This window comes from Variovorax sp. Soil_C_17 (genome assembly GCF_057657265.1).
This window is the reverse complement of sequence record NZ_JBDGIT010000005.1, coordinates 383,228-406,042: the sequence shown is the minus strand read 5'-3', so window position 1 is coordinate 406,042 and position 22,815 is coordinate 383,228. Positions and strand designations below refer to the sequence as shown.

24 protein-coding genes and 1 pseudogene are annotated in these 22,815 nt (G+C 64.5%); 10 read left to right on the top strand and 15 right to left on the bottom strand.

Annotated elements, in window-relative coordinates; all coding sequences use genetic code 11:
* Positions 1-179: 179 nt before the first annotated feature.
* The 3 genes from AC3A6Y_RS24715 to AC3A6Y_RS24705 form a co-directional block, all read right to left on the bottom strand.
* Positions 180-860 carry a hypothetical protein gene (locus AC3A6Y_RS24715; protein WP_487870881.1) on the bottom strand — a complete coding sequence of 227 codons (681 nt, stop codon included), beginning with the start codon at positions 858-860 and terminating at the stop codon, positions 180-182.
* Positions 857-2,410, bottom strand: coding sequence for a hypothetical protein (locus AC3A6Y_RS24710; protein WP_487870880.1), 1,554 nt, complete (start codon positions 2,408-2,410; stop codon positions 857-859). Before AC3A6Y_RS24710 ends, AC3A6Y_RS24715 begins: the two co-directional genes overlap by 4 nt.
* A gap of 652 nt (positions 2,411-3,062) precedes the next feature.
* The gene (locus AC3A6Y_RS24705) at positions 3,063-3,551 is read right to left on the bottom strand and encodes a hypothetical protein (protein ID WP_487870879.1); all 489 of its coding nucleotides are present in this window, start codon (positions 3,549-3,551) and stop codon (positions 3,063-3,065) included.
* 293 nt (positions 3,552-3,844) lie between these two features.
* Here AC3A6Y_RS24705 and AC3A6Y_RS24700 point away from each other — a divergent pair, with 293 nt between their 5' ends.
* The 3 genes from AC3A6Y_RS24700 to rbp all read left to right on the top strand — a co-directional run bounded on the left by AC3A6Y_RS24700 (position 3,845) and on the right by rbp (position 5,493).
* Positions 3,845-4,039 (top strand): DUF3761 domain-containing protein, encoded by a 195-nt coding sequence (locus tag AC3A6Y_RS24700; RefSeq protein ID WP_487870878.1) that lies wholly within the window; start codon positions 3,845-3,847, stop codon positions 4,037-4,039.
* Positions 4,040-4,814: 775 nt separating this feature from the next.
* Complete coding sequence (locus tag AC3A6Y_RS24695) at positions 4,815-5,024, top strand: hypothetical protein (RefSeq protein WP_487870877.1); 210 nt, start codon at positions 4,815-4,817, stop codon at positions 5,022-5,024.
* 118 nt (positions 5,025-5,142) lie between these two features.
* Entirely contained in the window at positions 5,143-5,493 is a 351-nt protein-coding gene (gene rbp / locus AC3A6Y_RS24690; protein WP_487870876.1) for an RNA-binding regulator, read from the top strand.
* Between the two features lie 459 nt (positions 5,494-5,952).
* Here the strand turns inward: rbp and AC3A6Y_RS24685 are convergent, their stop codons facing one another.
* The 3 genes and pseudogenes from AC3A6Y_RS24685 to AC3A6Y_RS24675 form a co-directional block, all read right to left on the bottom strand.
* Complete coding sequence (locus AC3A6Y_RS24685; protein ID WP_487870875.1) at positions 5,953-6,102, bottom strand: hypothetical protein; 150 nt, start codon at positions 6,100-6,102, stop codon at positions 5,953-5,955.
* Positions 6,103-6,501: 399 nt separating this feature from the next.
* Positions 6,502-7,035 (bottom strand): annotated as a pseudogene (locus AC3A6Y_RS24680) (transposase); the annotation flags it as partial.
* Positions 7,036-7,187: 152 nt separating this feature from the next.
* Complete coding sequence (locus tag AC3A6Y_RS24675; protein WP_487870874.1) at positions 7,188-7,535, bottom strand: KTSC domain-containing protein; 348 nt, start codon at positions 7,533-7,535, stop codon at positions 7,188-7,190.
* A gap of 771 nt (positions 7,536-8,306) precedes the next feature.
* Between AC3A6Y_RS24675 and AC3A6Y_RS24670 the strand changes: the two genes are divergently transcribed.
* The gene (locus AC3A6Y_RS24670) at positions 8,307-9,302 is read left to right on the top strand and encodes an ABC transporter substrate-binding protein (protein WP_487870873.1); all 996 of its coding nucleotides are present in this window, start codon (positions 8,307-8,309) and stop codon (positions 9,300-9,302) included.
* A gap of 157 nt (positions 9,303-9,459) precedes the next feature.
* Here AC3A6Y_RS24670 and AC3A6Y_RS24665 read toward each other — a convergent pair whose 3' ends face one another.
* From AC3A6Y_RS24665 to AC3A6Y_RS24640, 6 genes are all read right to left on the bottom strand, one after another.
* Complete coding sequence (locus AC3A6Y_RS24665; protein WP_487870872.1) at positions 9,460-9,888, bottom strand: hypothetical protein; 429 nt, start codon at positions 9,886-9,888, stop codon at positions 9,460-9,462.
* Positions 9,889-10,272: 384 nt separating this feature from the next.
* Entirely contained in the window at positions 10,273-10,779 is a 507-nt protein-coding gene (locus tag AC3A6Y_RS24660) for a DUF4265 domain-containing protein (RefSeq protein WP_487870871.1), read from the bottom strand.
* 79 nt (positions 10,780-10,858) lie between these two features.
* A complete protein-coding gene (locus tag AC3A6Y_RS24655; protein WP_487870870.1) occupies positions 10,859-11,719 on the bottom strand; it encodes a PEP/pyruvate-binding domain-containing protein in 861 nt (286 codons plus the stop codon).
* A gap of 15 nt (positions 11,720-11,734) precedes the next feature.
* Complete coding sequence (locus AC3A6Y_RS24650) at positions 11,735-13,429, bottom strand: PEP-utilizing enzyme (protein WP_487870869.1); 1,695 nt, start codon at positions 13,427-13,429, stop codon at positions 11,735-11,737.
* Complete coding sequence (locus AC3A6Y_RS24645; protein ID WP_487870868.1) at positions 13,413-14,042, bottom strand: TetR/AcrR family transcriptional regulator; 630 nt, start codon at positions 14,040-14,042, stop codon at positions 13,413-13,415. The genes AC3A6Y_RS24650 and AC3A6Y_RS24645 overlap by 17 nt, the downstream gene beginning before the upstream one ends.
* Before the next feature lie 1,237 nt (positions 14,043-15,279).
* On the bottom strand, positions 15,280-15,801 hold the full coding sequence (locus AC3A6Y_RS24640; RefSeq protein ID WP_487870867.1) for a hypothetical protein: 522 nt from the start codon (positions 15,799-15,801) through the stop codon (positions 15,280-15,282).
* A gap of 900 nt (positions 15,802-16,701) precedes the next feature.
* On the opposite strand from AC3A6Y_RS24640, the gene AC3A6Y_RS24635 reads away from it, so the two are divergent.
* Positions 16,702-17,187 (top strand): thermonuclease family protein, encoded by a 486-nt coding sequence (locus AC3A6Y_RS24635; RefSeq protein ID WP_487870866.1) that lies wholly within the window; start codon positions 16,702-16,704, stop codon positions 17,185-17,187.
* Positions 17,160-18,035 carry a DUF3606 domain-containing protein gene (locus AC3A6Y_RS24630; protein ID WP_487870865.1) on the top strand — a complete coding sequence of 292 codons (876 nt, stop codon included), beginning with the start codon at positions 17,160-17,162 and terminating at the stop codon, positions 18,033-18,035. The genes AC3A6Y_RS24635 and AC3A6Y_RS24630 overlap by 28 nt, the downstream gene beginning before the upstream one ends.
* A 178-nt stretch (positions 18,036-18,213) precedes the next feature.
* Here the strand turns inward: AC3A6Y_RS24630 and AC3A6Y_RS24625 are convergent, their stop codons facing one another.
* Together AC3A6Y_RS24625 and AC3A6Y_RS24620 are read right to left on the bottom strand one after the other, a co-directional pair.
* Positions 18,214-18,990, bottom strand: coding sequence for an SOS response-associated peptidase (locus AC3A6Y_RS24625; RefSeq protein WP_487870864.1), 777 nt, complete (start codon positions 18,988-18,990; stop codon positions 18,214-18,216).
* A gap of 17 nt (positions 18,991-19,007) precedes the next feature.
* On the bottom strand, positions 19,008-19,199 hold the full coding sequence (locus AC3A6Y_RS24620) for a hypothetical protein (RefSeq protein ID WP_487870863.1): 192 nt from the start codon (positions 19,197-19,199) through the stop codon (positions 19,008-19,010).
* A 104-nt stretch (positions 19,200-19,303) separates the two neighbouring features.
* On the opposite strand from AC3A6Y_RS24620, the gene AC3A6Y_RS24615 reads away from it, so the two are divergent.
* A complete protein-coding gene (locus AC3A6Y_RS24615) occupies positions 19,304-19,564 on the top strand; it encodes a hypothetical protein (protein ID WP_487870862.1) in 261 nt (86 codons plus the stop codon).
* 256 nt (positions 19,565-19,820) lie between these two features.
* Here the strand turns inward: AC3A6Y_RS24615 and AC3A6Y_RS24610 are convergent, their stop codons facing one another.
* Positions 19,821-20,123 (bottom strand): hypothetical protein, encoded by a 303-nt coding sequence (locus AC3A6Y_RS24610; RefSeq protein ID WP_487870861.1) that lies wholly within the window; start codon positions 20,121-20,123, stop codon positions 19,821-19,823.
* A 457-nt stretch (positions 20,124-20,580) separates the two neighbouring features.
* On the opposite strand from AC3A6Y_RS24610, the gene AC3A6Y_RS24605 reads away from it, so the two are divergent.
* The 3 genes from AC3A6Y_RS24605 to AC3A6Y_RS24595 all read left to right on the top strand — a co-directional run bounded on the left by AC3A6Y_RS24605 (position 20,581) and on the right by AC3A6Y_RS24595 (position 22,661).
* Positions 20,581-21,621, top strand: a complete 1,041-nt coding sequence (locus tag AC3A6Y_RS24605) for a tyrosine-type recombinase/integrase (RefSeq protein ID WP_487870860.1) — start codon at positions 20,581-20,583, stop codon at positions 21,619-21,621.
* 342 nt (positions 21,622-21,963) lie between these two features.
* Positions 21,964-22,140, top strand: coding sequence for a hypothetical protein (locus tag AC3A6Y_RS24600; RefSeq protein ID WP_487870859.1), 177 nt, complete (start codon positions 21,964-21,966; stop codon positions 22,138-22,140).
* Entirely contained in the window at positions 22,137-22,661 is a 525-nt protein-coding gene (locus AC3A6Y_RS24595; RefSeq protein WP_487870858.1) for an RES family NAD+ phosphorylase, read from the top strand. The genes AC3A6Y_RS24600 and AC3A6Y_RS24595 overlap by 4 nt, the downstream gene beginning before the upstream one ends.
* Positions 22,662-22,815: the final 154 nt, after the last annotated feature.

Genomic DNA, 22,815 nt, shown 5'->3' with positions numbered 1-22,815 from the left:
TCAGCAGTTTCTGCAGTCCGACCGGGATCGACTCTTTCGCGATTTCCGCAGTTCCGTTTTCTCGAGCGTCGCTCGGTCGCCCCGGTCAAGCCACGCGCTCCGCCTGCGGCCGCGATGGCCGCGCTGCCCAGTCGCACAGGGATGAGGCCGGTGCAAGGTCAGCGCCCGCGTCGAACGCATCAGTCGAGCTGCCCTGCTCGTACCGGCACCAAATGCCCTTGTTCTGGTGGTTTGAATCCACCGAAGACCATCGCCTTTCGAATGCGCGCGGCAGCTTCATTGGCGCGCCGGGCGATGTCCATGAGCGAGGAGGTGTCTGCCGCATCGTCCGCGAGCATGCGCAGGCGCACTTCGGACATGCCGTCCTCGGCGACCAACACGTCGGCGAGCAGTTCACCGAGACTGCGCTGCTGACCCACCAGTGGCTTTTCAAGATGCTCTCCCCAGAAAACCAGCAGCGCGCCCAACATCGATACTGTCGACCAGAGCAGTTGCAGGTTGATGGGAAGTGCTCCGGCCGTTTGGGCGGCCATCATTCCCGCACCCAGGATGCTTGCGATGCCCCCACCCATGCGCGAGCGGCGCGCTCGCTGCATACGCGTTCCGATCGCCTGAACGATGTAGGGCACGGCCAGCTTTGAGGCGGCTAGCGCTTCTTCGACGAGCGCTTGCAACGCCTTCGCGCGACGCAGAGAGGCTGCTGCAGTCTCTGTCGCTTTGGGCCCCAGGACGAAGCGGGTCTCGAAAAGCTCCTGCTCTTCAGGAAACTGCGCCCTCAATCGATTCATCGCCGCCGGCTGAAGCGCGGCAACGAGCGAGGCCAGGCCGCGCGTGGGAACCGGATCGGAAGAGCCGTTCACGTCGACATCAATCTCTTGGCGGCCTGGCGCGCCAGGCGGCGATCCAGCCATACCGACATTGCCTTGTGCGCCTTCACGCCGGCGACAATCGCAAGTATCCAGTAGAAGATGCTAGCCACGAGAAGTGGCCAGAACAGCGCGGCTTCCTTTTGGTCGACCATCCAAGCGGTCATGAAAACGCCTGGCACTGAAAGCAACACGAACGCGCCAGCGTAAAGAAGTATCCACGACCCCATCCGGGCAGCAAACGCCAAACCTTCCGTGAGGCCCGTCGCCGGATCGCGAATGCAACGCCAGAGCCAGGCTTGCAAACCCTCGCGCCCTGCCCATCCCCCCAGGACGATAAATGCGCTCGCGGCAAGAGCGAAGAGGGGCGAGAGCGCGATGTACAGCAGCGTTCGTCCCACCAGTGCGGCGACATATCGAACATGGTTCTGAGGCAACTCCGGGCTTGGCAGTTGCGGAAACGAGCGCAGGAAAGCGGCCCGACTGGTGCGGAACATGACCACGCTTGCCGCTGCACCCAGAAGATAGGCAGGTCCCAGGGCCTGCCAGATGGAAAGAACAAGCCCGGGCCTGCGCGCCGCCGCAAAGAGCCGGACCGCGAGCGATGCGCTGCTGGCCGCGGTGCTACCCGAGTGCAGCTGGGCGAGTTGGAGCTGACGCGAACTGGCAAAGCCATCCAATGCGGCTTGATTGGCGATGAGCGCTTCGTGCTTGCCAAACGCGCCCAGCATGGCGCCAGTCGTGTCCGTATCGAAGGCGGCCTTGATCGCTTCGGCCATCTGAGCGTCCGTCACCTGTCTGGCAAAACCGGCTGTGGCGCCACCGCAATGGGAAGCGCAGCCGGCGCTGATGATCCTCACGTCCGATGCGGCCGCCAGGCCCTCCAGCTCGGAGAAGCGAAGCGTTCGTATGGTTGCACCTGCCGCGTCGCGCAAGACGAATGCCTGGTCTTCGACGTGGCCGACAACGACCAGGACGCCGCCGCGCATTCGTTCGAGGGTAGGAGCAAGAGCACGCTCGGCGAGAGCCTCTGCGCCGAGCAGACGGTCCCCGGCGGCGATCGCCATGAGCCTGAGCGAATCGACCTCGCTCGGCGAGAACATCGCGGCGACTCGCACACGCTCGCCCTTCATGGACTCGGCCAGGGCTTGAGCCAGATCGGCCGAGAGGTGCGATTCGATTGGGGTCAGAAGGCCTGGGTAGATCTGCTTGAAGTAGTTCGGTCGACCTGTAACGACCTTGCTCAGGACCTGCAGTGGGCCGGTCGTCGGCTCAACGACAAAGACCTCCCCCGTTCCAAGCAAATGCTTCATGTTCGGCCCGAGTTCGATCGCGCTCTCGCGCGTGAGGACGAATCGCTTCGGCGCCGCAGCACCTTTCGGGTGAACTCGCGCCGCGAGATCTGCGATGTCCTCGGTGTTACTCGCAAGCGCGTGCCCCGCCGCGTCGCCGAGTTCCATGAACAGCTTGGCGCCTTGCACATCGACATAGACGACTCCCGCCCCGAGTCCTGCAGAGGCAGCCAACACCTGCGTCTTGGACAAGCGCGACGGTGAAGGTGCCGCGTGACCCGTGGCTCTCGCGGCCTTTCCCAGCTCCGTGAGCCAGCCGGCCTGAGCAACCCCGGACATTGCAAGCAACGCAGCTAAGACCAGACCGCAAAGCAGCCTTTGCATAGGTCACCTTCTGAAACAAGCATCGGGTGTCAACGCGATCGCGCCCATCATGAGCTTACAGGCTTCCTCCGCGGCTGGCCATCCTCCAGGGAGGGGGTCCGATGCCGCATGAGGCTCTCGATGCAACGCCGAGCAAGGGGTGCGGGTGCGCTGTGAGGACGATGACCACCAGCGTTGGCATGCTGTGGCGCACGGCGCTGCCGCAGCCAGTCGAGAAGGTGTGGCATCCGCCCCTGGATGCCGTTGACGTTGAATGTCGCGACCCTTCATGCCTTTCCTGATAAATGCAGGGTGCGCCTTTGGCAGCTGCGTCGTCACCATTCTCCGGTGTGCGGCCGAGCGGCGCCCGCTGCGGAACCGAGCTTGCGCTGTCGCGTTCCGGCGCACGCGCACGGTGGGCCGGGCGGTCCAGGTGCGCAAACCTGCAGGTCCGGTCGCCGGCAGCCCGGTCCAGCATCCGAATGACCAGCGAGCGCGATCACCCCGGCGTTGCATCCGCGCCCGAGCACCTGAGTGGGGACTACGCGCTCGAATCGTTGGCGCCGTAGGCGAGTTCCCTGATGCGAAGGTCAACCAGCGAGCGCCAGCCCTTGAGGTCTGATCGCGGCCCATATTTGGCCTCCACTTCTCTTTCTGCCTGCGCGCCGAATTGGCTTTTCGTCCAGGCTGGCAAGCGAGGAATCCGGGCGCGCGGCGCCAGCTCGCCCGGCTGGGAACCTGCCAGGGACGCGCGAGAGGGGAGCACGTGCTCCGCTTCGATCTCGGTGATCAGCTGGGCCGGATCTTGCGCGAGCAAACGGCACTGCCTGTCGGTGAGACGACGCACGAGAGGCGTCCCGTACACGGGCCGAACTGGAGCTTCGCTGCCCCGCATCTTCTGAAAGCAGCCTGCGCCGAGAACGACGATCTCTCCATTGAGAAGCACCAGGTACAGCTGCCGATATGTGCTTCGACCACAGCCGGGCGCCTGACAGGCAAAGCGCCTGGCCTGTGCGACCTGCACGATCACGAGGAGCTTTCCGTTTTCCATTCGCGGCCGAAACAGTGGACTCGGTGCAAAGTATCTTCGGCGCGCCGGCGTTTGTCCGCTGCACTTTCGGCCTAGGCCGGTAGCTCGACAAGCATTTCAGGCAAGATGACTGCGCCAAGCCAGACAGCGGACAGGATGGCCTGCGCAGAAGCGCAATCAAGACTGGTGCCGCGGCCTTCTGCGCAGAGCAAGAAGGAATCCCCAGGACGCGCCAAGGAGTTCGGTCATGCGCTATCAGCCGGTTCTTCTCATCTGCTCATGACTTCTTTGCCTTGTCGCCCGAGCACGGCGCTGCGAAGGCGCCTGCCGGCAGCACGGCGCTGTGCGAGGATGGAAGCTACTCGAGCGCCGCCAAGAGGTCTGACGCCATGCGGCGGGCATCGGGGGTCGAGACCTGGACGGAGCCGCCGCAGCGGCAGTGCGGACCCAGTCTCCCGCAGTCATGGCGACTGGGGCTGCGCCGATGACGGACGGGCCGTCCAAGACCCCGGCGACCCCGGAGAGTCCCGTCAGGCCTGCGCCGTCAGGAACGTAGAAGGAGCAGGTCGCAGTTCGGGATTTCTGCTCGCGGTTCCGGACCGAAAGCAGGCGCGATGTGGACCCACGTCGCGCGCCCTGCCTTCGCAGTGCCTCCTGAACGCCAGTCCCGGGCCGCTTCATCAGCGCGTTGGCAATGGATCATCGCGACACGAACTACCACTACCAGGTGTGGCGCAGAAGACTTCACTCCCCCTTCCGCTGTGCAGCTGCGGCGTGGAACACCGTTGAGAACTGTGAGACCGGGCGGACGTGGATCGCCGCTTCCGTGCAGCGCGATGGCATCGGCAGCAGCGAGTCCTCGCCTTTACCGCGACCGTCCAGCCTAGGACAGGATGTTCAGGAAGCTCAGTCCCGGTGGTTGAAGATGTCGCATCCGAACGATGTGCCCTGAAGGCGCCCAGGCGATCTTCCCGACCAGGACTGTGGGACATTCACCTGGCACTCTTCAGAACAAAACAGAATATTGCCTAACCAGTAGATGCAGTTGCTGATATAATGCGCCTGTTGCAAGTCACGGCGCTCGATCGTGCCGTCACTCGCAAACCTGCTCACAGGCGGCAATCCGCCCCAGTGCATGCCGCATTGCGACCTTGTCGCCCGTTGGTCTGTCGAGCCGCAGCCAACGCGTTCCTGAAAGGCTCACGCAGGTTCATTTCAAGCCTGCGATCCTGAATGAATTAGATTCAAAAAAACGTCATCTCCATGGGCAAGTACGTCGTTTCGCCCACGACACACCAGACCGACTGTGGCCGCTTTCGCGCCTCCTTCTCGGTCCATCGTTCGCAGGGGAACGGCAGCTACTGCCGAATATTCCGGTTCGACAAATCCTTTGCCTCACGCGAAGCCGCCCGGCTCTTTGCAGTCACCCAGGGCTGGCTGCAAGCGTGCATGCCGCATCCCCCTACGGGCTGATGATCTGCTGCCGCAGATCCCATCCACCCTTGCCGGTTGCTGCGGACTCCCGATCCGAACACCCGTGTTTCAACGGCGCGACGTTCATTGCGCCCCTTCATTCAGAAAGGCTCTTTCCATGAGCAGCAAGATCTACGTGGGCAACTTGCCCTATTCCGTGACCGATTCCAGCTTGGAGAGCAACTTTGCCGAGTTTGGCCGCGTCGCTTCGGCCAAGGTCATGATGGACCGGGAAACCGGCCGCTCCAAGGGCTTCGGCTTTGTGGAAATGGCTTCTGCCGAAGTCGCCCAAGCCGCCATCAACGGTCTGAACGGGATGACTGTCGACGGGCGCTCGATTGTCGTGAACCTGGCCCGTCCCCGCGAAGCGGCCAGCGGCTCAGGTGGCTACAGCGCGGCTGGCTACAGTGCGAGCAAACGCTCGGACATAGGCTATGGCAACGGTGGCTACGGCGGTGGTCGTTACTGAGGCCAGTGACTTCTTCTGAAAGCCGGCTCTCATGAGCCGGTTTTTTTTTTTTGACTTTCGCCTGGCGTTGTCGCGCTGATTCTTGGTGATCCGCCTTGGCCAAGTGCAGCTTATGAGTTGATGTTGACTCGAATTCAACAACGCGGGCCCAAACGGGATCGTGTCCGCTCGTCTCCTCCAGCCAAGTTGATCTTCAAAGCTGTGCGACCGCGTCCTGCCGGCTTCGTGCAGGACGGGCAGCAGCCGTGCCTTACCCCTAGTACCTCCTCGTGGTACTTGCGCAGGTAGCGCATCACCTGGGGGTTGTCGATCAGCTTTCCGATGTTGTCGATTACGCCCAACGTTGATGCAGAAGGCGTTGCGAATCAACGCCTTCGGAAAGTTCGACCAGGCTACGTTGAACTCTCTGATCAGCGTAGTTTGAATTTTAGGACGAGCTTTTCAACCATCTTTAATTTCTCAGGCGAAACGGCAGGCGCGGACCCGCTCGAACGGGGCTCCGGGTCGCTCGGGCATCAATTGGAAGCTTGTCCACTCCGTCTCGTAGAAAGCCGGATTGAGCGCACGCTTGAGCGCCTCGTAGTAGCTGCCGAGTGTTTCCTTGACCATTGGCTTACTTCCCACTGAAAACTGAGGGTCCGCTTCTATGAGGACTTGTTTGTCAAGCGTTGTCGGTCCACGTCTTGGTGGATGGTATTTCACGGGGGTCTCTGCGCGGCATTGAGTTGACGGCTGAGGTTCGGCTCGAGAGATGCATCTTGGTCCAGGTCGGGGCGTGACGAGCGTTCGAGCCAGCGCTCTGACGAACTTCTATCCGTGCGGGTGTAAACCCCCTGCACCTCATGCAGCATGCGCGCAAAGCGCACGGGCAAACCCCAGTTGCGGACGCGCCCCATCTGTTTGGACGGCCACTGTGTGGTGACCCGCGGACATTCCGGGCGCGTCGACCGTTGACCATGAATGTGCTCCTCGCCATCCATCCGGCAGATTCGAGTTGCTCGGGTCGCCTCAGGCGGCGGTCGGCTTCAGCAGCGCACCGGCCGGTATTTCACCGTGCTCGAGGTGGCGCCATAGCGCGATGGCCAGGCGCCGGGCCAGCGCCACGATGCCCACGCGTCGCATGCGCTTTCCGCTGCCGGCGAAGCGCTGGTTGAACCACTGCGCCAACGCGCTGTCGGGCTGCAGGCGCAGCCAGTCCCATGCCAGTTCCACCAGCAACGCCCGCGCTCGCCTGTTGCCGGCCTTGCTGATGCCTTGCTCCATCTAGCTGCCGCTACTGTCGTACGGCGTGGGTACCAGACCCAGACTGCCGGCGAGTTCGCGCCGGTTGGCAAAGCGCCGCCAGCCGAAGAGCTCCTTGTCCAGCACCCAGGCTGTCCTGAGACCGATTGCCCGCAGCTGAGTCAGGTGTGCCACCAGCGGCTGCTTGCCGGCTTCCACCTCCAGGCGCCGTTCAGCCTCCAGCGCCTTCACCTGCTGCTTGACCACCGACAGCCGTGCACTCTCGCGCTCGACTTCAGCACGCAACACCGGTGGGACTTGACGGCCGTCGCCGTATCCTTGCCTGGTAGGACTTCTGGGTCATCGTCATTTCCGTCTTCTTGCCTAGAGGTTGGAAATCCCGTTCTAGCTAAACGGGGATGACTCGGGTAGTCGTACATAGCATCTGTTGGCCCCGATAACCGACGACAAATTTACTGCCGATACTTCTTCGGGATAGGGTGCGTTCGGCAGTCGAATGGTCCGTCCGCACCGCTACCGCGAATGCGGGTTTCGAAGTACTGCCGTTTCGAACTGGCCTTTTGGAGACCTTGCACTGTCGCGGCGTCGATTTCGCAGTAGTGGTAGTAGGTCGTCTTGAGCTGAATGACCATGTATCGCTCTGCTTTGTCGTAGCAAATCCGCGAAATGTCACTGCTCTCCTTAACGTCTCTACACGCGAAGGCGTCGAGGGAGACGCCGCCGTGATACTTGACTTGAACGGTTTCCGCCGTGGAGACTTGGCATATCAAGACAAGCGCCGAAAAGATGATGAATCTCAAGGTGACTTCCAATGTTGCTCCTCGGTTCAAGTTTGCCGCGACGGCTCCCTCTGGCCGCCAGCCGTCATGGCGGTGCGCTTGCGTCAAAGCGATTGTCGATTGGCCAAAAGAAGGCCCGCACGAAACGGGCCTTAAGGGGTTGGTCCTTGATGCCTACCCAGGGAGAAACCAAGCCGCCACGGTATTCCGATTAACGTCAATCACAAGTCGGCTGAAGGTTCGCATGTTGGCACTATTTCACGAATCCGGCCTTTTGGACGCAAGCCAAGTCGCGAGCAAGGTCGAAGGACTGCTCCTTGCCCGCATCCTGCACATCCTCGACAGCGCTGGCGGGCCCGGAGCAGACGTACGCCGACCTTAGTTCGACTCCGCAAAGCGGACACAGGCCAACGAAGCATTAGTTAGCAGCTCAGGGCCGCGTCATTGGCGAAGGTTGCGGGCATTCCTTGACCTTCATGCGCCCTATGCTCCCATTCCATAACGCGCCTGTCACGCGAGAAGGCGCAGCAGCGCTTCTTTGGCGCGGAGCCTGACAGTCAGCTCGCTTGAGATGCGCAACCTGCCGAAAGGGCCTGGTTAATGGGCTAACTGCCGGCAGCCCGCAAGCCGACACCATAGCCAGCACCCATCTCCGAGACGACCTCCTAGCGTTCGAGCTGCCCCTTGTGCCTAGGCCGCGGCTGGATCTGCGAAGACCACACCAACCAGCTGAGCGCTCCGTCGCCCCGCACCCGCTTTGCGGCGAGGGCGGTTGGGAGGTAGTCTCGGCGCATGAATCCGCGTCCGGACGGCTTTGCACGCCGGCTCATCGTCCTCGGTGCGGCAGCCGGCATCGCGCTTGGCGTCTGGCCAGCCGACCGCCCGCGGCGCATCGGCTACATCTCGTTTTTTCCGCGGCCAAGCACCGGCGCCGTGCCGGTCTTCGATGCCTTTTTCGCCGGCATGCGCGAGCAGGGCTACGAGGAGGGCCGCGACTATGTGATGGATTGGCGGGACACCGGGGGCAAGCCGGAGGGTTTCGACGCGCATGCCGCCGCAATGGTGGCGGACGGCGTCGACCTCTTCTTCTGTCTTACCACCGGCGCGGCGATGGCCGCGAAGCGTGCGACGAGCGCGATCCCGATCGTGTTTTCAGGGGTGAGCGATCCGGTCATGAGCGGCCTGGTCCCGTCGTTGGCGCGCCCCGGGGGCAACCTCACCGGCATGTCGGCCGTCGACGACCAGCTCCACGGCAAGCGGTTCGAGTTACTGCGCGAGTTGCTGCCGCAGGCCCGCGAGGTCGCGGTGCTGTGGATGCCCGACTGGGTGGTCAACCGCAACGAGCTGACGCAGATCGAGGCGCTGGCGCCTCGGCTCGGCATCCGCATCCGGCGGGTCGAGCTGAACCGTGTCGAGGACATCGCGGCTGTCATCCCCCCACTAGGGCGCACGCGTACTGACGCGTTGTTCATCCTCCCAGCGCCCTGGCATGTCTACTCGAGCGCCGAGCTGGTGACCGTAGCGACGCAGGCACGCCTGCCGACCATCGGCGTGGAGCGCTACCACCATGCCGGTGGCGCCTTGCTGACGTACGGGGCGGACATCGCCGCGCTAGCGCGCCGCGCCGCCGGCTACGTCGACCGGATCTTCAAGGGCGCCAAGCCCGCCGACCTCCCAGTCCAGCAGCCGCAAAAGTTCGAACTGCTGATTAACCTGAAGACTGCCCTTGCGGTCGGTGTCGCGGTGCCCAGTAGCTTCTTGTTGCGCGCCGACGAGGTCGTACGTTGAGAGGCTGCGGGGCGCTTTGACGGCCGGCCTCTTCGCCTGCAGCCGTCTGTCGCGAAGGTCGGCTCCTGGAGCCGCATCCTGCCAGATCCGCGCGACGGCGCAGGCGAGCCCTGAGCAGCCAGTCGATCAACCTAGGTGGCTAGCCGGAAGCGGCCGTTCAACGTTCAAGCTGAGCCGCGAGAGGATACTGGGTATGAACCGTCGCTGAGACCTTGTCGTATGCGTCGGAAATCCGCTGCCTGTCGCTCTCAGAGTAGTGGGTCAACCGTTCCTCGATACGTTCTCGATCCGCGCGAAGTCTTGCTAGCGCCTCCGCAAGGTGCGACTGAATCTGAGCCGGGGACTCTCCCGTTCGCATTGGCAGGGCAAGGCTATCCCACCAGAAACTTTCCGGGCAAAACAGGCCCTCCTGCCAAATAGACTCAACAAGGGGCCAAGCGTGCTGGTATACCCAACTGACCCCTTGGGCGGCACCCGCGATGTCCGCGATCGTGCCGCACACCTTGAGCACCTTGCTCACCAGTTGGCTCGCGCCTGGAGCTTTTTCCTTGGCTGTAGTTCTCTTCTTGGTCGTCGTCTTCTTCACGGCGTCAGTGTGCGAGAGGTAAGTCGCCAAACAACGGTTGAGCTCACCCCGAGTGCAGCGGGCGAAGCCCGCTGTAGCGCCGTTAGGCTACTCAGTTAGGCTACTCAGCCGCTGCGTAAACGTGCGCACATGCTGCGCTGCATTAGGCGTGGCGAGTATCCGTACTTGTACTGTTGCTGCGCGCTCGAGGTCGGCGGTGGCGCTGCCTGCCGCCCCTCCGATTCTCTACCTGTCCAATCGGCGTGGGGCAGACACTCGGAAATGACGGATCCTGGCCGGCTACTGCCGCTCGATGGGCGCACCAGCACCTCTGCCGGCCAGTTTGAAAGATGGCGCCGTGCGACCAAAGTTGGCGCGCCCTGGGCGCCGCTTCGCAACATGTGGCTAGTCCTCGTTGGAGCCGCCCTTGTCAGGGGCATCATCAAAGGACCCGGGTACTCGCGCTTCGCATGTTTCGTATGCAAGCGTGCCTGACGCTTCCTGCTCGCCGAGGTATTCGCGAATGGCTGCATAGCTGGCGTCGGGAGGAATGTTGATGCAGATGAAGCTCGAATCCGCTCTCTCGATCTCCGCACGCATCGCTTCAATTGCCGCGATGAAGGGACCCTGTTCTTCCCTTGGAACCTTAAAGAATACGCGAAGTGTCTGATTCCCTCCGCGATTCACGACCGATTGGACCTCAGGCTTCAGCTCCGGCGAGGCCGCGACTGCACGCACAACGTCGCCATAGTTCAAGCCGTAGGCGCAGAACGGGACATTCTCGATTTCGTAAAGTTCGTCGCCGAGAGGTTTCGCCCAGAGCGACTCGCCCTTCCGCCACCAATGGTTTGGCAGGTCCAGATGGACTTTGGCGAGATTTTCAGACTCGTTTTTCATGTCGCTGGATGGCATCAAGGCAGGGTCGGTCGCCTAGCTGTGCACAGCCGGATCACGGGGGCGCGTGCGGCGTGCCGGTTGCTGCGCGGGGCTGCTAGTTCGGCAGGCGCACGTGCTCGTCCGTGTGGTTGCCTGCAGCCGAACCTGGGACCGCTGTGAGCGCTCGCCGCTGCAGGAGGTGGAGCCGGCCGCCGGCGAAAGCCCACTCGAGATCGTGGCTCCCGCCGAACACCTCGTCGCAACGGAGCGCGAGCGCATGAAGCGCAGCGAGCTGTGCATCGTCGAGGCAGAGTACGCGGGCGAGCCCCTGGGGAACCTGCGCGCGGCGTGTGCCGCCTCCCGGGGCGGTGCGTATGGCGACGTCCTTCAGTCCCGCTACTCGTGCGACGACGGCACCGTCGCGCCTCAAGCGGAACAGATCTGGGATGACAAGACCGGCAACGACCGACTCCCCGAGCCCCCAGGCGGCCTCGACCACGAGCTCGTCCGACCCGTTGACGGGGTTGCGGCTGAAGAGCACGCCGGCGGAGTCCGCTTCGACGAGCTCCTGTACGACGACGGCCATTCTCGGCTCGCGGGGCAGCCGGAGACGCTCTCGGTAAGCGAGCGCTGAAGGCGAGCGCGCCGAGCGCCAGATGGCAGACACGGCCTCAACGAGTTCGGGCTCGGAGCGCAGGTTCAGCTGCGTCAGATGCTGTCCCGCGAAGCTCGCCTGCTCGGAGTCCTCACCCACTGCGGACGAACGCGCCACGAGCGGGGCGCCGAGCGTGCGAAAGATTGCAGCCAACCGCTGTCTCGCGTCGCCTTCGCCAGCAACGACTGCATCCACGAACCCGTATGGAAGTGTGACACCCGCGGGAACGGGCAGGCCTGCACGGGTGGCCGCGGCTAGCTGCGCGGCCTTGCCGCCAAACAGGCTTTCCTCGAGCTCCTCGGTAAGTGCTGCCGGTTTCATCGTCGCCTGCTTCCGTCATGCGACGAGCTCGACCTCGCCCGCGGTGCCATCGACGATGACCCGCGCACCGTCCTGGAGCACGGAGGTCGCATCCGTGCATCCGACGACTGCTGGCAGCCCGTACTCGCGCGCGACGATCGCAGCGTGCGAGAGCAGCCCGCCCCGGTCGGTCACGATCGCCCCGAGGAGAGGCAGCACGATGTTGAATGCCGTCGTCGTGGAGTTCGTGACGAGGACATCGCCCCGCTCAATGCGACCAAACTCCTCGGTGCCGCGGATCACCCGTGCGGTGCCCTCGTACACGCCCAAGCTGACGCCAAGACCGCGCACCTTTCGCCCCTCGGTGCGTGGCTTCGGCGCGGCGAAGATCGCCTGCACGGCTGCACCGATCGCCCGCTCCAGCCTTGCCGCGGAGGGCGGCAGCCATTCGGGCGGCAGCGGATCGCCCGGCTCGCCGCCGAGAAACGCCGGCGCATCCGCGTAGCGCGCCTTGAGCCGGTAGCGCGCACGCTCGGCCAGCTGCTCGCTCGATGGGCCGCGGCCCGACTCGACGAGGCTGCGCAGCTCCGCGTAGCCAGCCTCGACCAGATGGCCCGGATCGGCGAGCCGCCCCGCCGCCGTGAGCCGGCGGCCGGCCGCCAGGATCGCGCGCCGAACAAGCCCGATCGCCCAGAGGTCGGCGTAGATGCCCCGCTCGTCGCGCAGCCGGTAGGTCGCGCGAGCCTCCTCGAGCAGCGCGTCGAAGGCATCGCGATGCCGAGCAGGCACTGCGTTGCGCAACTCAGAGGTCTTGAGGACCAGGTCGTTCGCCGGTGGAGTCTCGAGCCGATCGAATGCTGTACGGATCGCTGCGACGATCAGCTCCGGAAGCTCGTGCACCGACGGGTCGCCCACATCCTCGCCGTTGACCGGCCGGTAGGCGACACGATCGACGTATGCCGAAGCGAGCCGCCCCGTGTCGCCGGGCAGCGAGCGAAGCGCGGCGACCACCTCGCCCGGCTCTCCGGCCGACGTGAGCAAGGCCGTCGCCGTCGTATCCAGTCGTAGAGCGCCGACCAGCCGCATGAGCTCCTCGTCTGCACCGAGTGGGTCGGGGTTCGCGCCCCGCAGGAGGCCGAGCAGTTCGGCCGGCGAGCGGCCTGTCCACTCTTGCGCGTGCACGAGGAAGTCGCCCACAGGCAGGAGCGCCGGCACGTTGAAGAGGTGATGGATGTACGCGCCATGGATCTGGTTCTCGCGGCAGCGATCGATATATGCGAGGAGCGCAGGCGTGTCGAGCGTCGCCGGCTCAACCGCGAGCAGCGCGAGGTGAGCTCGGATCGCCGCGGGCTTCACCTCCCGGTCCCAGCGCTCGAGGTCCTCACGCCAGAGCTTGCGCTCGAACACGGTCGCGCTCGTCTCGAGGCGCCGCCGAATCATCGGGTGACTGCGCGCGAGCTCGTCCCACACCTCTTTCGGAGGGTGACCGACCGCCTCCTTCGGCGCGCCGACGGGACGTGCGCAGTAGTACGGGAACCCGTTGACGAAGTCCGCCTCCAGGTATTCGAGCAACGATCCGTAGCGGCGGAGGCTCTCGCCGAAGCCGCGCCGGAACGCGTCGGGAAAGATTTCCGCGTGGAAGCGGGTCACCGGCCGCGTCCAGTGAGTCGGGTCGAGGAACCACGATCCCGGACCGGGTGGGGCGAAGGTCTGCTCAGCGGCGGGTGTCATCGTTACCAACCTCCTTCATGCTTGCCGGATTGCGGCGAAGTTCGTCCGTCAGCACGCGTACGGCCCAAGCGGCGGCCTTGCCGGCCTCCTGGCCCTCGAGGTTCCACTGGTCGCGCATCGCCTGCCAAGCGGGCGCGCTCACGAGCAGGTAGACCACCGCAAGGGCGCGGCGGCGCTCGGCCGGGCCGAGCCCGCCGGTGACCTCCCCCATCGCCTTCTCGAACGTCGCCAGTCTTCGGCGTCGCGTGCGGGTCCGGATCTCCTGTCCGCGCTTCGACAGGAGAGCGCGGATCAGCGGAGCTCGCTCGTCGTACATGCGATAGAGCGCAGGCGCCATCTCGCGCACGCCCTCGAGCGTGTCCGGGTAGGAAAGGAGGACGACCCGGAGATGCTCCTCCGCCCACTCACCGAACTCGTCGAAGAGCGCCTCCTTGGTCGGGAAGTGCCGGTAGACGGTTCGCACCGAGACGCGGGCGCGCATGGCGACAACCGGAACCGTGACCTCGTTGACTTCCTCATCAGCCAGCACATCTGCAGTCGCCTCCAGGATCCGAAGGCGCGTTTGCTCCATCTGTTCTGCGCGAAGCGGGCTCGCGTATGGGGTCGTGCTCATGACACGACCAGCATAGTCATGTCATGCCGACGTGTCAAGAAGGCATGACGGCATGCCATTAAGAGCGGCGCCCCGTTCCGGGGTGGCGAAGCCGCTAACCGATGCGCGCAGCAAGTGCAGGGGCCCATCGGCTGGCCTCCACGACCCAGTCACAAGTTGGTTCCGGCCGACGATCGCCGGCCGATGCGAGGTCGTCGGCCCGAAAACTTGAGTCGGGTGTCGCGTTCTTCGGAATGGCGTGGCCAGCTTGTTGCTCATCAGATCGGCTTGAGCCTGGCCACTTCGTAGATGTGGACGAATGGACGGGTTCTGTCCGTGGGGCGCTGCTTCGGCCTCCTCGATGCTTTCAAGCACAGGGGCACAGCCCCCAGCGCTCAGGTCGCCGCGCATGCTGCCGAAGCGCGAACGGCAAATGGGGCGCCTCCCGGCCTTGCCGGACGACTGCGAAATGCACCGCGCCGCCGGCCGACTGTGTCCGAGCAAAAGCGGTGTCGCCAGGCTCGACGGAGACGCGCGCGTGGTCACGAGGCCGGTTTCGCGATCTCGCCCCAGCATCAGTTGGCGCGTCGTGGCGTGGTCCGCCGGGTCTGGTTGGGCGCGTGGGATAGGCATGGCGAGGCCGGCACTCGCAGCAACGAGCGCGCTATAGAGACTTTCACCGGTGCCTGGGCGGACAGTTTTCTTCAGGCGACTTCTGGCTGCTGTAGTGCGTGAAATGGCGATTGTGCTGAGAGTGCCCACCAGATCCGGCGCCGCCTGCGCAGAGGAAATCAGCAAGACAAGAGAGCGATCGTGCTCGTCTTTCGCCAGAGAGCGCGGCGAATGCGGGGCCAAGCCTCCCACGGCGGTTCGCGTTGAACTGCTGCTCTGCGTCAGGGCTGGCGTCGCTCAAGCGGCGTTGAGCGCCCGTGAACAATGAAGACCTCTTTCTCCGAGGGGCGAACAGGGCCGCCCCACCGACTCGGGCGGATCGATCGCCTCTGCCGTTGAGCACAATGGACTTCACGTTCGCCATCGCGGTTCTCATGGCCGCCGGCGACGCGTCAGTTGCAGGACTTTGAACGCCGGCGGCACGCTTGCACCGTGAACCAGATTCGCGAAGTGGCGCTGCGAGGCCCCAGGCTGGACTCTGAGGCGCATGGGAAGGTCAATGGCAGCAGGAGCATGGCCGGAGTGAGCCTTCTCACGTCTGCAACTCTGCAGGGTTCCTCGAAACTGGCGCCTGAATCTCAAGCGACTATTTCAGGTCGCTCAGTTCCATGAAGTTGCTCTCGATCCAGACCCGGCCCTCCTCGTTCAACGCGAAGGTCAGCGCTTTTTCTTTGGAGAGTTTCTTTTCCTGAATTGCTCGGGAAAGCGGATTCTCAATGCCGAATTCACCGCGCCTGTGGTTGTAGACATGCTCGGTCCCATCTTCGTCGCTGTAGATGTAGGAAACCGTGATGCCGTCGAGGTCGGCGAGAGGCTGCAGGAATGCAATGAACTCTGATGCCGTGACGCCATCGGCTCTGATCGCGTCCCAGTGCTTGTAGAGCCTCGACTTCGCGGCCGTCTGCTCGCCCTGGGCGGCCACCGAGGCCTGCCTGATTTGACGGGCTTTGCCGACCATCGACTCTTGTGCGTTCGTGCCGCTGCTCTTGCGCAAGAAGTCGGCCACGGTGCCTGCAAACGTCCTTGCACCCGCTGGGGTCCTGGTCCCCAAGGGGCCCTCATCCAATTGATGGGGCTGCGTCTCGATCTCATCCCTGCGATTGCTCATGCTCAAGTTCCTCATTCCTCATTCCTCGTTCCTCGTCCACCTCGGCCGCATCGTACGGTGGCGATTGGCGATGCGTCCGCGATCCGGCGCCGGTCCTGCTGGCAAAACGTGCATATCTGACGAAGTGGCCGTGGCCTGCTTGCCGGCCTTGGAGGGAAATCTGGCGACATGAGGCCGAAAGTTGTCAGGTCATGGGTGTTGCCTGCCATGGAGTGCCTGGGGCGGAAAAAATACAAGGGCGCGTTGAATTCGCTGGCATGGCCTGGTCGACGCATCGAGAACGCGAGACGGCATTCGTTGAACGGCAATTTGGATGCAGCCTGCGTTCGCGGCGCGCAGTAACGAATCGCACCGTCCCTCGGGCATCGTGACGTGGACGAAAACCGGAAGGGAGCATGCGCATTTCATTGCACCCTTTTTGCCCGGGCTGGGCGCGCAGGGACTTCAGTCGTTCTGCAGATGAACTGCGGTGGCAGCCGTTCGAGTTGATCAATGGATTCACGAAGACGGTGAAGGGCCTCCAGCATTTCCGCAAGACGAACGCTTCGAAGGCGCCACCCAATGGGGCGCTCTCAGTCGCTCTTCGCGAGTCACGTTGCCGCGCAGCAGCAGGTTCGCCATCGCTCGCGCAAACGGCGCATGTGCAGCGTTGATGGCATCGATGAGGCTTTTTATCTCCGCGGGTGCTGCCGGGACCGGGCGTCCTTTCGATTGCTGGGAAACTGAGAGCGATTGCGGCAGCTGACATTCACATTCTCAAGAGACCGTCCGCCCCTTGAGTCACGAAGCCGGCCGGTGCCCCGCGCCTGCTGAAGGTCTTTTGAACATCGGCTTCGCCTGGAGCCACGTCTATCATTTCGCTCTTTCGATTTTTCGCCCAGAACATGGGCCGAATTCCCAGTGCTGCGCGCCCTTTCCTGTCTTCTTCTCGCCTTCCCCTTCTGCGCGCAAGCCCAGTCCCGAACCTGCCTCATCGTCGGCATCAGTGATGGCGATACCCTCACCGCGCGCTGCGGCTCGCCGGGCAACCATGAGCAGGTGAAGGTCCGCGTTGCGGCAATCGACGCTCCGGAGTCACGCCAGCCCTACGGGCAGCGCAGCAAGCAGGAGCTCAGCCGGCTCTGCTACATGGAGCAGGCGCGGATTTCGCCGCGCGACACCGACCGATATGGCAGGACCGTCGCCGACGTGAAGTGCCGCGGAGAGGATGTCGGGCGCCATCAGATCGCCGGTGGCTGGGCTTGGGTCTACGATCGGTATGCCAGCCGAGACGACGGGGCGTTGTTCAAGATGCAGTACGGCGCGCGCTGGCAGCGGCGCGGGCTCTGGGCGGATGCCGAGCCTGTAGCGCCGTGGGAATGGCGCAAGGAACGGCGCGGCGGGTGAGCCGCACGCCGGGCATCTCGCCCTGCACGGACGGCGCGCGCATTGCGAGCGCCTTCCTGTTGCGCGCCCCGGGCCTGGCAACTGTCCGGCGGAGGGCGCCGGCCTGCACCGATGACCTCGTCGAAAGACCGGGAGAGGCCGCGCCTGCCGCCCTGGCTCCGCCGTTTTTCACGGCGGCGTCCGGCGCCTCGCTCGCCCAGAAGACCGCGGCAACACCGCTGATGATCAGGACCGCCAAGAAAAGCGCCATGCGCCGGAAGCCGCGACCGGCGGGCAGGTCAACGCGTCTGCGCTTCATGTGGTTCTCCCGAAATCGCCGCCCAAGTTTGCATTTGGGCGCACCGATGGGGTGTCGGGCTCACGTGACAACCGATCTGGAGCAGAAGAAGCCGACAGCGCCGGCGCGCCCGCGGCTGCAGAGTGGCCGCCATGTCGACCACAACACTGGAGACATGAAGGGCGACGACAAGCCCCAAGTGGGCGGGCAGAATCGCACCCGCATCAACGTCCATGAAGGCTGCGAGGTCCGGGACTGGTGCAAGTCTCTTGGCGTCACGCAGGACGAAACTGCGCAAGGCGGTCGCCGACGTCCGCGACCGTGCCGACAAGGTGCGCGAGCACCTGGGCAAGACGTGGTGGCCACCGGCCATGGACTGCGTGCTATGCGGTGGGTCGCGGGGGGGGGGTGCGAGAACCACACTGACCGGCCTGTCGGAGGTGACGACCGAAGGAGGCTGCGACCGCGGGGGTGCCGCGGCCCATTGCTCATGCACCCGCAGGCGATTTTCGAGTTGGCGGCCGTGTTCGCCTGCGTTGATCCTGAGCGCGTCAAGTTCTGGCGGCAGTAGTTGAAGGGCTGCAGCGGACTTTGGTGCCCTGCCAGTTGGGTGCCAGGACTGTCGCCCCCAAATTGGCCCACGGATTCGGCCGCCCCTCTGGGGCACTCCGAGACTGCGACGGTCCCTCTGCACGAACGAAAGTTGGCGCAGGGGCTTCCCTCTTCACACCTCTTCACGCCTGAAGGCGTCAAAAAAGCGAAGGCTGTTCTGCCTCTGGCGGCGTCTTGGGTTGAGCCCGCTCTGGCCGTGGCTTGGGCGGCCTTGGCGGATCGGGCGGCGCCGGGCCGGCGTCGAAGAGCTCGGCCGGGGCCAGCTTGAGCAGCAGTTGCGCCTGCTCGAAGGTTCCCTCGAGCCACTGATCGAAATCGGCGGCCTCGATGGGGATGACCGAGCGCTTGTCCTGGAGCTCGAGCGGCAGCTTCTGCTTCGTCTTCGGATCGACCTCGGGCTTGTGCATGCGGCCCATGAGCGGGTGCGCATCCGCGTTGATCGTGAGCATGGTATAGCTCTCGTGCGCCTCGCCCGTGGCCTTGTCGGTCCAGACACTCCACAGGCCAGCCAGTCCCCAGGGTTGCCCGTCGGCGCGGCGGAAGCGCCACCACTCGCACCTCGGGAACGGCTGTTCGTAGGGCCCCCAGTACGGCTCATCGAAGCTCACCGCCGGGATGATGCAGCGCTGCCCCCGCTGCCACGGCTCCTTGTAGCTCGCCTTGTCGAGCAACTCCTCGCTGCGGGCGTTGTTGGTCGGGTACGTGAGCTTCGGCTCCTTGGCGAACCAGGGGATCAGCCCCCACTGCCCCACCACGAGTTCGCGTTCGTAGCCCGTGGTGTCGCGCCGGCGTCGGAGGAAGGGCCCGGGTGTTCCAGGGAAGATATCGCGCACCCACGACGGTGCGTGGCGCGCGCCGACGTGCCAGAAGCGCTCGATCTCCTTGATCTGCGGACTCTCGTAGCGATTGCACATGGCCGGAATGTAGCGGCTCAGAAAGGCAGTGGGCGAACCGGCCCGAGCCAGACCACGGCCGCAGCGTCCGGCGGCATGGAGCGCAACCGCTCGTCGCGCCAGAGTTCGGCCGCCACTTCCTCGAGTTGCAGCGGATCCACGGTGCGCCACTGCTGCTGCAACCGGTGCGCGCAGGCGGCGATCCAGAGCTCAGGAGGCGTGTCGTCCATGCCCCAAGCATAGTAGAAGGCTGTATATTTATCCAGTGTTCTATGACGTAACGTTCCTTCGCCGACGCGGCCTTCGCCTCAAGCGCTCCGATCTGGAGCCGCCCTTGCGCGGCACCCTGCGCATCACCGAGATGGACCGCGCCACCAACAACAGCAAACGCAACCTGCTGAAGGTCGAGCTCTGGGCGGCCTTCGAGACCAGCCGCATGCGCAACCTGGCGTCCATGACTGACCCGGTGCTGCTCCCGACGCTCGGCGACGGCCTGCTCATTGCAGGCATTGAGCTCCAGTCCCAGGGCGACAAGGTCTGGGAGCATCGCCAGATCTGGCTGTGCCGACCCACCATCGAACCGGAGCGGCCCTGACGCCGATTCCCCAATCATGAACCGCGACTTGTCTGGCGACCCATCCTCCCTGCTTCGCCGGCCCTTGTTCCACGGCTCGCGTGTCTTCATCTCTCCCTGGACGTTACGCACCGGCGGTTAATCACCAGTCGATCGGAAATGCCTGGCCGCCCCCCAGCAGTCGGCAAGCGGGTTGGCCACGGCCAGTTCTTGGTCAGTCGCCGTGGTCCACTTGCACGGCCGAAAGACCCCCAGGATAGTCCTGTGTCCTGGCCGGTCAGGGCGGGAGCTGATCGAGCTGGTCGATCGTGTTGCGGAGCCGCTCGAATGCCATCAGGGTGGCCGCGAACTGCTCCTTGCCGATGCCTTGCTCATCGAGCATCTTGAAGACGAATGCCTCGAAGGCGTCTCCGACGGGGTCGTCCAGCAGCCGATGTTCCTCCAGGATGACGTTGCCGCGCAGCAGCAGATCGGCCAACGCTCGCGCCATGCGCGGGTACGTCGCTTCGTACGCGCCCACGAGCGTTTGCATCTCTTCGGGGGTTGCCGGCACGTTGAGTCCTTTGAAGCTGTTGCTCACCCATTGGCCAGCCGCATCAGCAGCGGGTGCGAAGGAGGTGAATCCTGGATGGTACTGCGCAACTTCTGTCCGACCCGCTGCGGCGCGTTGGGCCTGGGTCCGCCACGCAAGCAGCCGCAGCTGTCGCAGCCCATGCCAACAGGACTCGCCTCGAGACGGCCTGCCGCCGCAATGCCATCGACGCAAGCGCGAATCCGCCCCATTGAGCGCAGTACGGATGTGCAGATCGCCAACGGCGTCTTCGCCACTCGCAGGGGGCCTTCTTGTCGTTCTGTGGTCAATGCAGGGCTTCCACCACTACGACATCCGGTGGAAGGAAGACAGCCGCCGAGCAATAAATAAGCTAACGGCCAACAGTTTGAACACCACAACCAGCCAACCCCTAGCGCCCCAGCGCCACGCCCAAAAAGCCCTCCAACAACTCGCGTTCGCCGTTAGCGTGTTTTATGCTTCGAGGATGGCTACCCACTCCTCCCTACTCCTCTTCGAAGACTCGACCCCTGGTGGATACGCGGCTGCCTTCCAGCAGGCCTTCGAAGCCTGGCTGGCCGATCAGCGCGGCACGGGATCGCTGCGGCAGGCCGGCTCGATCTCCGTCTACCGGGACATGTGGGAGGCCTTCGCGGCCTGGTGCGTGGGGCAGTCGCCAGCGGTGACCCTGGATTCCCTCGGCCTGGAGGATCTGCAGGCGTTCCAGGCCGCGCGCTTCGGGCGCAAGACCTCCGATCTGTCGCTCACACCCCGCTATGCCCTGCGCCTGATGCGTCTGATCGATCGGGTGCTGCGCCACCATGCCGCGCAAACGGACAGCGTGCCCAACACCGCTGCGGCCGACTGGGTCTCGGTCAATCCCGAGGTGCGCTTTGCCGACGCCGCGCACTCGGATCCCCTGCCCGAGTACCTTTTGGTGGCCGAGGCCAGGCAGCTGATTGCCTTCCTTTCGGCGGCACGCCCGCGACCCGGTGCTGCCCGGCGGGATGCGCAGGCCGCACTGACTTGGCAGGAGGTGCGCAACCGGGCCTCGGTGGCGCTGCAGCTCGGCGCCGGGCTCACGCCGGGGGACGTGCGGGCGCTGACGCTGCATTCGCCGATTTCCCAGGGCGCACGGGTACGCGAGCGACCCTGGAAGCTTCACGTCCCGGGCGACGGCACCTCGCAGGCGCGAGAGACCCCCGTGGCACCCTGGGCGGCAGAGCTGCTGCAGCACTGGCTGACCGTGAGGAGGCAAGCCGGCATCGCAGGCCAGTTCCTGTTTCCCTCCACCCGCACCGGCAAGCCGTGGCTCAAGGACTCGCAATACCAGTGCGCCAGGCGGGTGCTCGAAGAAGCCGGTGTCGATTCGCGCGAGGGCGGCTCGTTCCGTCTGCGCCACACCTTTGCCTTGCGACAGCTGCGCCGCGGCACGTCGCCGGAGCAGGTGGCGCGCTGGCTCGGCATCGAGCCCGAGAAGATGAAACGTTATGAGCGGCTCGTGGCGGCATCGGTGGAGGTGATCTGACGCGTGCAACGATGTGCGCGTCGATCCACGTCGAGAACATGTCCGCGTCCGTCGGCGCCTGAGTGCTGATCATCGGCCGTCAACCTCCGCTCGGCCCTCCGGGGAGCGCCACGGCGACCGACGACCCTGGACCGCCCTGACCTGAAGGACAGGCCTCAGGTGGGGCACGTTCGCGCTCCTGGACGAGCTCCGCGAGGACAACCACCTGTCGCCGACGAAATTCATCGAGGTGATGCATCTTGACTCGGCACCTTCGCGCGGAATGCGAAGGTCCATCGCAACACGGTGGCTTGAGCGCCGACATCACCGGGCGTTCAAGGGCACATCCGCGACAACCTGAGGGTGCTGCGCGCCGCCAGCGACGTGGCTGCCGGGGATATCAAGCGCGCCATCTTCTGGTTCAGGAACGAGCCGCTGCGGGAGTTTGAGTACAAGACGGCGGAGACCTTGGTGGCCGATGGCCGCGCAGACGACGTGATCCGGTTGCTGGAGTCCTATGACGCAGGTGCCGCTGGATGAGGGTCGGCCAGGCAAACGGCACCTACTTCAGGGTTCACAAACCGAGCTGGGCATTCCAACCACTCAGCGGCGCTGGAGCTGCCAGGCAAGGGGGACGTCTGAATCGTCCCGGCACGCACGCGCTGTACCTGGCTGCGGACGCACAGACCGCGCTGGCCGAGTACCAGCAGGTTTCATCCCTGCTGCCACCGGGCACGATCGTGAGCTACGACGTGGCCCTGCAACCGTTGGTGGACTTCACCGGGGGCTATGTGCCCGGCCAGTGGGATCCGTTGTGGGAGGACTTCTTCTGCGACTGGCGTAAGCTAGCGATCGCGGACTGCGTTGAACCGCCGAGCTGGGTGCTCTCCGACCTCGTGCTGGATGCGGGCGCAAAAGGCGTCCTGTTTCCCTCCGTAGCGCACCCGGGCGGGATCAATCTCGTGATCTACAGCGCCAGCGTGGCGCCGAGCGACACACTGAAGGTCAATGATCCCGGTGGCGATCTTCCTGTCGATCAATCTTCCTGGAACAGGACATAGCAGAAGCCGGCGCTTGGGGCTTCTCGCTATCGATGGAGCCTCCGTGCCATCTCCAGGGCCCTGGGGTTTAAATCGCGCTTCTTGGCAGAGCGCACCAGTTGTCTTTATCAACGATGACGGTCGTGGCGACGCGGCAGGTTCATGAACAGGCTCG